At 74.4% G+C, this 11818-nt stretch carries 10 protein-coding genes; 5 read left to right on the top strand and 5 right to left on the bottom strand.

Annotated elements, in window-relative coordinates:
- Window positions 1-50: 50 nt before the first annotated feature.
- The 3 genes from FB380_RS16730 (at window position 51) to ppk2 (ending at window position 3519) form a co-directional block, all read left to right on the top strand.
- On the top strand, window positions 51-875 hold the full coding sequence (locus tag FB380_RS16730; protein ID WP_166756495.1) for a class I SAM-dependent methyltransferase: 825 nt from the start codon (window positions 51-53) through the stop codon (window positions 873-875).
- Between the two features lie 47 nt (window positions 876-922).
- Entirely contained in the window at window positions 923-2572 is a 1650-nt protein-coding gene (locus tag FB380_RS16735; RefSeq protein ID WP_166756496.1) for a helix-turn-helix domain-containing protein, read from the top strand.
- A 110-nt stretch (window positions 2573-2682) separates the two neighbouring features.
- The gene (gene ppk2 / locus FB380_RS16740) at window positions 2683-3519 is read left to right on the top strand and encodes a polyphosphate kinase 2 (protein WP_166756497.1); all 837 of its coding nucleotides are present in this window, start codon (window positions 2683-2685) and stop codon (window positions 3517-3519) included.
- A 75-nt stretch (window positions 3520-3594) separates the two neighbouring features.
- Here the strand turns inward: ppk2 and acmB are convergent, their stop codons facing one another.
- Together acmB and FB380_RS16750 are read right to left on the bottom strand one after the other, a co-directional pair.
- Entirely contained in the window at window positions 3595-4812 is a 1218-nt protein-coding gene (gene acmB / locus FB380_RS16745) for a methyl acetate hydrolase AcmB (protein ID WP_166756498.1), read from the bottom strand.
- Window positions 4813-4841: 29 nt separating this feature from the next.
- Entirely contained in the window at window positions 4842-6485 is a 1644-nt protein-coding gene (locus tag FB380_RS16750; protein WP_166756499.1) for a flavin-containing monooxygenase, read from the bottom strand.
- A gap of 144 nt (window positions 6486-6629) precedes the next feature.
- Here FB380_RS16750 and FB380_RS26035 point away from each other — a divergent pair, with 144 nt between their 5' ends.
- Window positions 6630-8432, top strand: coding sequence for a sigma-54-dependent Fis family transcriptional regulator (locus tag FB380_RS26035; RefSeq protein WP_208383660.1), 1803 nt, complete (start codon window positions 6630-6632; stop codon window positions 8430-8432).
- Between the two features lie 54 nt (window positions 8433-8486).
- On the opposite strand, the gene FB380_RS16760 is transcribed toward FB380_RS26035, so the two are convergent.
- The 3 genes from FB380_RS16760 to FB380_RS16770 all read right to left on the bottom strand — a co-directional run bounded on the left by FB380_RS16760 (window position 8487) and on the right by FB380_RS16770 (window position 10189).
- The gene (locus tag FB380_RS16760; protein ID WP_166756500.1) at window positions 8487-9761 is read right to left on the bottom strand and encodes a D-arabinono-1,4-lactone oxidase; all 1275 of its coding nucleotides are present in this window, start codon (window positions 9759-9761) and stop codon (window positions 8487-8489) included.
- Between the two features lie 65 nt (window positions 9762-9826).
- Window positions 9827-9979 carry a hypothetical protein gene (locus FB380_RS16765; protein WP_164699637.1) on the bottom strand — a complete coding sequence of 51 codons (153 nt, stop codon included), beginning with the start codon at window positions 9977-9979 and terminating at the stop codon, window positions 9827-9829.
- Window positions 9980-10024: 45 nt separating this feature from the next.
- The gene (locus FB380_RS16770; protein ID WP_166756501.1) at window positions 10025-10189 is read right to left on the bottom strand and encodes a hypothetical protein; all 165 of its coding nucleotides are present in this window, start codon (window positions 10187-10189) and stop codon (window positions 10025-10027) included.
- 347 nt (window positions 10190-10536) lie between these two features.
- On the opposite strand from FB380_RS16770, the gene FB380_RS16775 reads away from it, so the two are divergent.
- Window positions 10537-11811 (top strand): aldose epimerase family protein, encoded by a 1275-nt coding sequence (locus FB380_RS16775; RefSeq protein ID WP_166756502.1) that lies wholly within the window; start codon window positions 10537-10539, stop codon window positions 11809-11811.
- The last annotated feature ends 7 nt before the right edge of the window (window positions 11812-11818 follow it).

The following is an 11818-nucleotide window of genomic DNA, read 5'->3' on the forward strand; positions in this document are numbered from 1 at the left end:
GGCCGGTCCCGGCGAGCACCCTCGGCTGCACCACACCGAGGGAGGACCCGATGACCGCCACCATCAGCGACACCGAGCTCAAGGCACGCCACCGCGCCATGTGGGCCACCGGGGACTACCCCCGGATGGTCGACACCTTCCTGACCCCGCTCGGCCACCGGCTGGTCGACGCCTGCCGGGTGACCGACCGGGACCGGGTGCTCGACGTCGCCGCCGGCACCGGGAACGCGGCGCTGCCGGCGGCCGCGCGCGGGGCCCGGGTCACCGCCAGCGACCTCACGCCCGAGCTGCTCGACGACGGCCGCCGGCGGGCCGAGGCCGCCGGGCTGCAGCTGGAGTGGACCGAGGCCGACGCCGAGCACCTGCCCTTCGACGACGCCTCCTTCGACGTCGTGATGTCCACGATCGGGGTCATGTTCGCCCCGCACCACCAGGAGTCGGCCGACGAGCTGGTGCGGGTCTGCCGGCCCGGCGGCCGGATCGGCCTGCTCTGCTGGACGCCGGAGGGGATGCTCGGCGGGCTCTTCGCCACCATGAAGCCGTTCATGCCGCCCCCGCCGCCCGGCGCGCAGCCACCGCCGCTGTGGGGGAGCGAGGAGCACCTGCGGGGGCTGTTCGGCGGCCGGGTCGAGTGGACGACGCTGGACCGGGACACGCTGGAGGTCGCCGCCTTCCCGGAGGCGCACGGGTACGCCCGGCACTTCACCCGGTTCTACGGTCCGACGATCGCGGCGCGGGCCAACGCGGTCAGGAACGGCGCGGAGCAGGAGTTCGACGCCGCGCTGGACGCCTTCTGCGAGCAGTGGGACCTGGGCACCCCGGGTGCGGCCCGCTACGAGATGCAGTACCTGCTCGCCGTCGGCACCCGGCGCTGAGGCCGCAGGGGGTCCTCACCGGGTCCCGTGCGTGGGACGCTCGTCCCGTGCAGGGGCCCGGCGGGGCTGCGCTGACGGGGGCAGGCAGGCAGGCGCTGGAGCGGGCGGACTGGGCGTCCGCCCGCTCCGCCTTCGCCGCTGCCCTCACCGCAGGTGGGTCGGCCGACGCCCGCGACGGGCTGGCCCAGGCCCTGTGGTTCCTCGGCCGGGTCCCCGAGGCGATCGCCGTGCGCGAGCAGGCGTTCGAGGAGCACCTGCGCGCCGGCCGCTGCGCGGAGGCCGCCCGGAGTGCGGTGTGGGTCGCCCACCAGCACCTGCTCAGCGGCCGCGGCTCTGCGGCGCGCGGCTGGCTGGCCCGGTCCGAGCGGTCGATGGCCGGCCAGCCGCTGTGCGCCGGGCACGGCTGGGTGGCCGTCGAGGCCGCCCGCCAGGCGGCGACGGTAGCCGAGCAGGCCACGGCTGCGGCACACGCCCTGGAGGTCGCCCGGGTGACCGGGGACGGCGACCTGGAGGTGCTCGCGATCAGCCTCCTGGGACGCGCCGAGGTGCGGGCCGGGCGGTGGCGACCCGGGATGCGACTGCTGGAGGAGGCCATGGCGGCGGCGACGGCCGGCCGGGTGGCCGACCTGCACACGCTGGGCGAGGCCTACTGCAACCTGGTGCTCGGCTGCTCCTGCGCCGGGGAGTGGACGCAGGCCGCGGAGTGGTGCGCGCACGTGGAGTCCTTCGCCCGCGGCGCCGCGATCGCGCCGCTGTTCGGCGCCTGTCGCACGGTGCACGCCGACCTGCTGATCGCCGGCGGCCGGTGGTCGGACGCGGAGACGGCCCTGCAGGAGGCGCTGGCCGTGCCCGCCGGGCAGCTGCTGGAGGTGAGCGCCCCGACGGTCGCCTCGCTGGCCGAGCTGCGGGTCCACCAGGGGCGGCTGCGCGAGGCCGCGCAGCTGCTGGCGGGCCGGGAGGAGCACCCGGCGGCGCTGCGCCCGCTGGCGCTGCTGCGGCTGGCCGGCGGGCACCCCCGGCCGGCGGCCGTCCTGCTCGAGCGCGGCCTGCGGGCGGCGCCGGACGACGCGGTCGTGGCCGGCGGCCTGCTCTCCCCGCTGGTGCACGCCCGGCTCGCCCTCGGCGACGTGCCCGGCGCCCGGACGGCGGCCGACGAGCTCGCGACCCTCGGCGCGGCGACCGGCATCCGGCTGCTGGCCGCCCGTGCCGCGCTCGCCGCAGCCGGGATCGAGCTCGCCGCCGGGCAGGCTCCCGCGGCGGCTGGGCCGGCCCGCCGCGCACTCCGCGACTTCACCGGGCTGGTCATGCCCTTCGACGCCGCGCTCGCGCGGCTGGCACTGGCCCGGGCGGTGGCCCGCGACGATCCCGGCGCCGCGGTGGACGAGGCCGGTGCCGCGCTGGCCGCCCTCCAGGGGCTGGGCGCCGCGCCGGCGGTCGCCGTGGCCACGGCCCTGCTCCGCGAGTTGCGTGCGCCGGTGCGGCGCTCGGCGCGGGGCGCGGGGGCGCTGTCCGCCCGGGAGGAGGAGGTGCTGGCGCTGGTCGCCCGGGGCCTGTCGAACGCCGCCATCGGCCGGGCCCTGGTCATCAGCGAGAAGACCGCCGGGCACCACGTCAGCCACATCCTGACCAAGCTGGGGGCGCACAACCGGGCCGAGGCGGCCGCCGAGGCCGTCCGTCGCGGGGTCCCGGCCGGGTGAGCCGGGCCGGGTGAGCTGGGCCGGGTGAGCGGGGCCGGAGCCGGACCAGGGGTCGCCCGGCCCGAGGAGCACCGCTTGCCCCCGGACGGCGGGGAAGTGATGCTCCTCACATGGTCACCGCACCGGGTCCGACGTCGTCGGTCGAGGAGACGCCCGCGTCCACCGGCAAGGTGGACCGGAAGTACTACGAGAAGGAGCTCGCCCGGCTGCAGGCGGAGCTGGTGAAGCAGCAGGAGCACGTCCGCGCGCGGGGCCTGCGGGTCGTCGTCCTGTTCGAGGGCCGCGACGCCGCCGGCAAGGGCGGGGCGATCCAGCGCATCACCGAGAGCCTCAACCCCCGGCACGCGCACGTCGTCGCCCTCCCCGCGCCGACGGAGCGGGAGAAGGGGCAGTGGTACTTCCAGCGCTACGTGGCGCACCTGCCCGGCCCCGGCGAGATGGTCCTGTTCGACCGGTCCTGGTACAACCGCGCCGGCGTCGAGCGGGTGATGGGCTTCTGCACCGACGAGGAGTACGAGGAGTTCCTGCGCTCCTGCCCGGAGTTCGAGCGGATGCTCGTGCGCAGCGGCATCACGGTCCTGAAGTACTGGTTCTCGGTGAGCGACACCGAGCAGGAAAAGCGCTTCCAGAAGCGGCTGGAGGACCCGACCAAGCGCTGGAAGCTCAGCCCGATGGACCTGGAGGCACGCAACCGCTGGGTCGACTTCTCCCGGGCCAAGGACGCGATGTTCGCCGCGACCGACATCCCCGAGGCCCCCTGGTGGGTCGTCGAGGCCGAGGTGAAGAAGCGGGCCCGGCTCAACGTGATCGCCCACCTGCTGTCCCAGGTCCCCTACGACGACCTCACCCCGCCCGCGCCGGAGCTGCCGCCCCGGCCGCCGGTGCAGGACGACTACGTGCGCCCGCCCAAGGAGAGCCAGCACATCGTGCCCGACGTCGTCCCCTGAGGTCCCGGGGTCGCCGGGCGCCCGTGGTCGGGGCCCGGCGCCGGTGGCTGCCGACGCCGGGACCCGGCGGTCAGGTCACTGCCCGGCGCCGGCGACCTCCGGCTGCCGGTCCCGTCCGGCGAGCGAGGCGTACCAGGCCGTCTCGAACTCCAGGTAGCTGCCGAACGACGTCGCATCGCCGAAGGGCAGGATCTGCGTCGCCCAGAAGCCGGCGACCCCGTTGTCGCGGTCGATCCAGTAGAAGAGGTTGGCCAGACCGGCCCAGCTGAGTGCGCCCGCGGGCCGTCCCGTCGGCGCCTGCTCGTCGTTGATCATGAACGGCAGCGACCAGGACTTCGGCATCCCCGGGAAGAACTCCGCGTCGTTGGACAGCGACGGGATCACCCCGGGCAGCCCGGTCACCTTGAGGTCACCGAGGTGGTTCTGCACGGCCATCCGCACCGTCTCGGGCCGGAGGACGGTGCCGTGCTCGCCCTGCCCGTCGTTGAGCCACATCCGGAGGAAGCGCAGGTAGTCACCGACCGTGCCGTAGAGGCCGTGACCGCCCATGTCGACCTCCGGCGGCGAGGGCAGCTCGAAGTCCATCGGCGTCAGCGACCCGTCCGCGCCGCGGGAGTGCATCGAGGCCAGCCGGCTGCGCAGCCGGTCGTCCAGCACGAACGACGTGTCGGTCATCCCGAGGGGCCCGAACACCCGCTCGGCGAACACGTCGCCGAGGCGCTGCCCGGTGATCCCCTCCACCACCTGCCCGACCCAGTCCAGGTTGCTGCCGTACTCCCACCGCTCGCCCGGGTCGAACAGCAGCGGGGTGGTCAGCGCGGCCTTCGTGGCGGTGATGACGCTGGGCTGCCCGTGTTCCTCGGCCAGCCGGTTGTAGTGCTCGTTGAAGAAGTCGTACCCGAAGCCGCCGGTGTGGGTCAGCAGCATCCGGGTGGTCACCTCCCGCCGCGGGTCGCGCAGCCGCGGGCTGCCGTCGTCGCCGAAGCCGTCGAGCACCTTCAGCTCGCCGATCGCGGGGGCGTGGGTGCGGGCCGGGGCGTCCAGGTCCAGCCGCCCCTCCTCGACCAGCTGCAGCGCGGCCGTGGCGGTGACGGCCTTGGTGGTCGAGAACAGGGCGAAGACGGTGTCGGGGGTCATCGGCTGGTCCCCGCCGAGACGGCGCACCCCGGCGGTGCCGGTGTAGACGGTCTCCGTGCGGTCGGTGACCATCGCGACGACCCCGGCGACGGGGGCCTCCGCCCGGGTGGCGCGGTCGAGCACCGCGTCGGCGGCGGCGCTGAACGGGTGGGTCATGGCAGTCCTCCAGGTGGGTGGGGTGGGGGTCAGCGGATGTCGAAGCCGGGGTAGCCGGACGAGGCCGCCTCGGCGCACTTGTCCCGGTAGGCGCCGACACCGCCGGTGTAGGACAGGACGCGGCGGGGCTTGCCGGGCACGTTCGCCCCGAGGTACCAGGACGACGTCCGGGAGATGAGGTTCACGCCGGCCGTCTCGTCGTGGTGCGCGACCCAGGCGTCCTCGACGGCCTTCGTCGGCTCGATGACCGTCTTGTCGGCGGCCCGCAGGTGGGCGATCAGGTCGCTGATCCACTCCGTCTGCTGCTGCAGGCAGGTGGTCATGTTGCACAGCGCCGCCGAGGGCGCCAGCGGGACGGCGGTGGTGAGCAGGTTGGGGTACCCGTGGACCATCAGCCCCATCGTGGTGCGGATGTCCCGGCTCCAGTCCTCGGTCAGGGAGCGGCCGCCGCGCCCGCGGATGTCGATCCGGGTCAGCGCCCCCGTCCCGGCGTCGAAGCCGGTGGCCAGGATCAGCACGTCCAGCTCGTGCACCGTCCCGTCGGCCAGCACCAGCCCCTCGGGGACGACGTGGGAGATGGGGTTCTCGCGCACGCCCACCAGCTCGACGTCCGGGCGGTGGTAGACCTCCAGGTAGTCGGTCTCCAGCGGCACCCGGTGGGTGCCGAAGCCGTAGTCGGTGGGGATCAGCACGTCGTGCAGCCGCGGGTCCCGCAGCCGCTCGCGCATCTTGTCCCGGACGAACTCCGAGATCTCCTCGTTGACGTCGGCGTCGAAGAACATCTCCGCGAACGAGGCGAGCCACAGCTTCAGCGAGCCGTTGGCGTGGATCTCCTCCAGCTCCGCCCGCCGTTGCTCCGGGGTCAGCTCGGCCCAGGCGTGCGCCCACTCGTACTCGAAGCCGGTGAAGGTGCGGGGCAGGGTGTCGCGCAGCTCGGGGAACCGCGCCTTGTAGCCCGCGACGTCGTCCGGACCGAAGCGCGGGTTCTTCATCGGCAGCACGTACTGGGGGGTGCGGGCGAAGACGGTCAGGTGCCCCACCCGACCGGCGATCGTCTGGATCACCTGGATGCCGGTGGCGCCGATGCCGACCACCCCGACCCGCCTGCCGTCGAGCTCGACGCCCTCGGCCGGCCAGCGGGAGGTGTGCACGACCGTGCCCCGGAAGGTGTCCTGCCCGGGGAAGACCTCGGTCAGCGGCGCCGACAGCATCCCGGCGCAGGTGACGAGGAACTGGGTGTCGATCGTCTCGCCGCGGTCGGTCGTGACCGTCCACCGGCCGCGCTCCTCGTCGAACCGGGCGGCGGTGACCGTGGTCCCGAACTCGATGTCGCGGCGGAGGTCCAGCCGGTCGGTGACGTAGTGCATCCACCGCTCGATCTCGGGCTGGTCGGGGAACCGCTGGCTCCAGCTCCAGTCCTTGTACAGGTCCTCGTCGAACAGGTACTGGTAGATGTAGGCCTCGGAGTCGAACCGCGCACCGGGGTAGCGGTTCCAGAACCAGGTGCCACCGACGTCGTCCGCGGCGTCGTAGGCGCGCACCTGCAGCCCCTGCTGGCGCAGCTGGTGGAGCTGGTAGAGGCCGGCCACCCCGGCGCCGATGATCAGGGCGTCGAGCTCGCGGGTCGCGGAGGCCCCGTGGGTGCCGGTGTCCGGGGCTGCCTGCACGGTCATCTGATGCCCTACCCTTCGATGTGGTCTGGATCACGTTCGCGATCACATCGTCGGGGCTCCCCGACCGGGCGGACCGTCCCAGATTGGGACACTGCGTGGCCGGTCCGCGGCTGGGGCGGACCGGCCGGCGGGCACACCGTGGAGGTGACCGTGCACCAGGGGCGCGACGATCTCCGGCACGTGGCCGCTGCCCGGGCGGAGTTCCTCGAGCGTGGGGTGGCCGGGGCGACCGGCGTCCGGGACCTGGTCGTGGCCTCCTGGCGGCGCAGCCGCTCGGCCGGCGTCGACGCCGCCGAGTACCGGATCAGCTACCACGAGGACGTCGACCTGGACTCCCGGCTGGTCCGCAGCGCACGGCCGGTGATCGACCGGCTGGCCGCCGAGATGGTCGACGTGCCGGTCGCGATCGCCCTGTCCGACGCGCAGGGGCGCATCGTGCACCGGCTCGACTGCTCGACCGCGGTCGGCCGCCAGCTCGACCGGGTCGACTTCCACGCCGGCTTCGACTTCGGCGAGGGCGGCGTGGGCACCAACGGCATCGGGACCGTCCTGGAGGCGGGGGCGTCGGTCAGCGTCGTCGGTGCCGAGCACTTCACCGAGGCGCTCGTGCGGTTCGCCTGCACCGGGGCCCCGATCACCGACCCGGTGACCGGCCGGGTCCACGGGGTGCTGGACGTCAGCTCGCTCGCCGAGACCTGGACGCCGCTGATGCACACGCTCGTCCGGCGGGCAGCCGTCGACATCGGCCGCAACCTGCTGCAGGACCGCAGTGAGGCCAAGCGGGCGCTCTTCGAGACGTTCCTCCGCGCCGACGCCCGGCCCCGGCAGGCCGTCATGGCCGTCGGCGACTCGTTGACGGTGAACCGGCGGGCCCAGCAGCTCTACTCCGCCGCCGAGCAGGTCGTGGTCCACCAGCACGCGCTGTTCCTGATGAGCCGGCGGGACCGGGTCACCGACTCCGTCACGCTGGAGTCCGGCCGCACCGTCCGGCTGCGCGGGACCCGCATCCTGGTCGGCGAGGAGGTCGCCGGCATCGTGCTGCTGCTCGACGACGAACCCGGCCGGCCGCGGCCGGCCGCGGCGTCCCCGGTGGGCCATACCCGGGTGGTCGCGGGCACGGACGGACCGGCGCCGCAGGTCCCGTCGCCCGCGGGCCGGTCCCCGGGGTGGCGGACGGCGTGCGCGCAGGTCGGCGCCGGCCTCGCTCGGGGCGACCGGCTGCTCGTCCTGGGGGAGCCGGGGACGGGCCGGCGGACGCTCGTCGTCGAGCTCTTCGGCCGCCTGCACCCGACGGGGCCGGTGGTGGTGGGGGAGGTGGACCAGGTGGTCGCGGACGGGGTGCCCGCCGCGGGGCCCGGCGCCGGGCCGACCCTCGTCGTCCTCCGGCACCTGGACCGGATCGGTCCGGACGCGGCCCGCCGGCTCCCCGCCCTCCTCGACTCGCTGCCGCCGGACCGGTACGTCGTGGCGGCGACGCTGGACGACGGGCGCACGGACGCCGACCTGCCGTTCCAGGTGGTGCTGCGGGAGTTCGCCCAGGCGGTCCGGGTGCCACCGCTGCGCTACCGCACCGAGGACCTGCCACAGGTCGTCGAGCGGCTGCTCGCCGAGCTGGCCCCCGGCCGCGGGGTGCGACTGCACCCCGCGGCGAGCCGGCTCGTCGAGCACCACCCCTGGCCGGGGAACCTGGTCCAGCTGCGGGAGGCGCTGGCCGCCGCCCTGCAGCGGCGGCCGGTGGGCGAGCTGCAGCCCGATGACCTGCCGGCCTGGTGCCGCACGGGGGGCAGCAGCCGGACCCTGACCCCACTCGAGTCGGCCGAGCGGGACGCGATCGTCACCGCGCTGCACGACTGCCGGGGCAACCGCGTGCGCGCGGCGGCGTCGCTCGGGATGGCCCGCAGCTCCCTGTACCGCAAGATCAAGAGCTACGCGATCACCGACGCGTGAGCGGTCCTCCGGGAGTGCGCCGGACCGACCGGCGCGCCCAGGTGCCCGCGGGGACTACCCGACGTCGTCGAGGACGTGCCGGGAGAGCCAGTCGTTGCCGAAGGCGCCCCGCGAGTCCAGCCGGTCGACCAGGGCACGGAAGTCGGCGTGACGGGGGTACCGGGGCGCCAGCGTGGCCGCGTCGGCGAGGAAGAGCTTGCCCCAGTGCGGGCGGGCGCCCAGCGGCAGCAACCGGGCCTCCAGCTCGACCAGCAGCTCCTCGACCTCGGCCTGAGCGGGCAGCCAGGTGAAGTGCAGCCCGAGGGCGGGCTCGCCGTACGCGGTGCTCATCCAGAGCTGGTCGGCGGCGATGGTGCGGACCTCGCAGATCTGCAGCAGCGGCCGGATCCGGTCGCCCAGCGAACGCAGCTCCTCCAGCGCCTGCACCGCTGAGCTCAGGGGCACCAGGTATTCGGACTGGATCTCGTTGCCGTTGCTGGGCGTGAAGCCCATCCGGAAGTGCGGCAGCCGATCCGACCAGAGCCCCGGGCTGCCCAGCTGAGCGGTGGTCGGCGCCGGGTCGATGCCGGGCAGCGGGTGCCGCTCGGCGGTGGCCTCGACGGCGCCGAACAGGTCCCCGGCGGCTGCGCCGGGGACGTCGGTGCGGGACTTGACCCAGACCATGTCGACGTCGGCGCCCAGCAGCGTGAACAGGCTGACGCTGTAGCCCCAGGCGAGCACCTCGTCCAGGTTCGCGTACAGCGACTCCCAGGCCAGCCGCTCGAACACCCGCTGCTGCACGTCGAAGGCGGGCTCGACGTCGAGGGTCACCCGGGTGACCGCGCCGAGCGCGCCGAGCCCGACCACCAGGCCCTCGAAGTCCGCGTCGCCGCGAGCGCTCCGCACCAGCTCCCCGCCGGAGGTCACCAGCTCCAGGCCGGCGACGGCGGTCGCCAGGTTCCCGTTGCCCACCCCGGAGCCGTGGGTGGCCGTGGCCACCGCCCCGGCGATGGAGATGTGCGGGAGCGAGGCCAGGTTGTGCAGCGCCAGGCCCTCCCGCTGCAGGGCGGTGGCCAGCTCGCCGTACCGGAGGCCGGCGTCGACGGTGACCGTGCGCCGGTCCCCGCTCACCTCGACCCGCTCCGAGGTCATCGCCTCCAGCGACACCAGCTCCGCGCTGTCGCCGATCGCGGTGAAGGAGTGCCGGGAGCCCAGCACCCGGACCTGCCGCGCGTTCGCGATGGTCTCCTGCAGCTCGGCCAGCGACCCCGGCCGGTGCAGCTGTGTCGCGCGGTAGGTGTGGTTGCCTGCCCAGTTCGTGGTCGCCAGTGCCACGGGTGCCTCGGTCACGGGCCCAGTCTCTCCCAGGACACCGCTGCCGGTGCGGGACGTCCGGGGCCGCGTGGCCGCGTGGGTCAGAGCAGCCGGTCCAGGTCGTCGGGGCCCGGACCGGTGCCCCCGGAGTCGCGGACGGGGGAGGACTCGGGGACGTCGTCGTCCGGTGGTTCGTCGGCGACCGGCCCCTCCGCGTAGAGGGTGCTGGGGTCCTTGGGGTCCATCTCACGCACGGCGGGTGCCTACCCGGGCCTGCCCGGGCGAACCGCCGTGCCGGGTCACCAGGGGCCCTCGCCGCCACCGAAGAAGACCGTGATGAACATCCAGCCGAAGACCACCAGCAGGGCCAGGAACTCCAGCGCGTAGAGCTGCCAGCCGCCGTTGGCGATCTGCTTGCGCAGACCTCCGTCGTCCGAGCGACCGGGTTCGTCCGAGTCGGCCATGGGGTGCTCCTCCCAGGTCGGGAGCCACACCGCGGCGCGCGCGTGGCCGGGGCCACGCCGCGCCGGCGGACGGGCTCGGGTCCCGGGCTCGGCTCGCCCGGGTCGACCAGCACCATGCCCAGCCGGGCCGGGGTCCAGACGTGGATCCGGCCGTTCGTTCCCGGGCGGCGCCTCGGGTGCCACTTGAAGTTGCCATTGACACCCTTCCGCCGCCCTCCCTACGGTCAGCCCGTTCCACCGGACTGATCGAGGGCTCGACCCCGTTCGCCGTTCCTGGTGCTGAGGGGGAAGGCCCGCTGCCACCGTGCGATGACGCCGGTGGCCCGCCACGGACACCGGAGTCCCGCATGCCTGGACGCGCCACCCTGCCCTCCTCCTGCCCGCCGGCCGCCGCCACGGCGTCCAGGCGGCACCGACGGCGTCACTGGCCACTCGTCGCGACGATCAGCACCGGGCTGCTCGTCGGCAGCGCGGCGGCGCCGGCCGGCGCTACCGAGGGCGACTCCGAGCGGGGTCGCGGCTCCGACCGCGGTTCCGCCAGCACGACCGTCGAGCCCTTCGGCACCGCGCCCGACGGCACCCCGGTCGAGCGCTGGACGCTGAGCAACGGCGACATGACGGTCCGGGTGCTCACCTACGGCGGCGTCATCCAGACCCTGGAGGTGCCCGACGCGAACGGGGACGTGGAGAACGTCGTCCTCGGCTTCCCCGACGTGGCCGGCTACGCCTCCGACGCCGACCCGTACTTCGGGTCGCTCATCGGCCGCTACGGCAACCGCATCGCCGGTGGGACCTTCGACCTGGCCGGCGAGACCTACCAGCTGCCGCTCAATGACGGGCCGAACACCCTGCACGGCGGACCCGACGGGTTCGACGACCGGGTGTGGACGGCGACCCCCATCGGCAACCGGCACGTCGCGGCGCTGCGGCTGGACCTGGTCAGCCCGGCCGGCGACCAGGGCTTCCCCGGCACGCTCACCACCTCGGTCGTCTACGCCCTGGACTCCCACGAGCGCCTGGCGGTCCGGTACGAGGCCACCACCGACGCGCCGACCGTCGTCAACCTCACCCAGCACACCTACTGGAACCTCGGCGGCGAGGGGTCGGGCACCATCTACGACCACGAGCTGGAGATCGACGCCGACGCGTACACGCCGGTCGACGAGACGCTCATCCCGACCGGGGAAATCGCGCCGGTCGAGGGCACGCCGTTCGACTTCCGCGAGTCCACCGCGATCGGTGAGCGGATCCGGGTGGCCGACCAGCAGCTGCTGTACGGGCAGGGCTACGACCACAACTGGGTGCTCAACCGCGAGGACGACGGCGCGCGCGAGGGCTCGGACAGCGAGGACGGCCTGGAGGAGGCCGCCGTGCTGCACGACCCGGACAGCGGCCGGACCCTGAAGATGCTCACCACCGAGCCGGGGCTGCAGTTCTACTCCGGCAACTTCCTCGACGGCACGATCGTGGGCACCGGCGGCAGCGTCTACCGGCAGAGTGACGGGCTGGCGCTGGAGACCCAGCACTTCCCGGACTCCCCGAACCAGCCGGAGTTCCCCTCGACCGAGCTGCAGCCGGGGGAGACCTACCAGAGCACCACGGTGTTCATGCTCTCGAACTGAGGCCGCG

It is taken from the genome of Modestobacter marinus, from assembly GCF_011758655.1.
Classification (GTDB): domain Bacteria; phylum Actinomycetota; class Actinomycetes; order Mycobacteriales; family Geodermatophilaceae; genus Modestobacter; species Modestobacter marinus.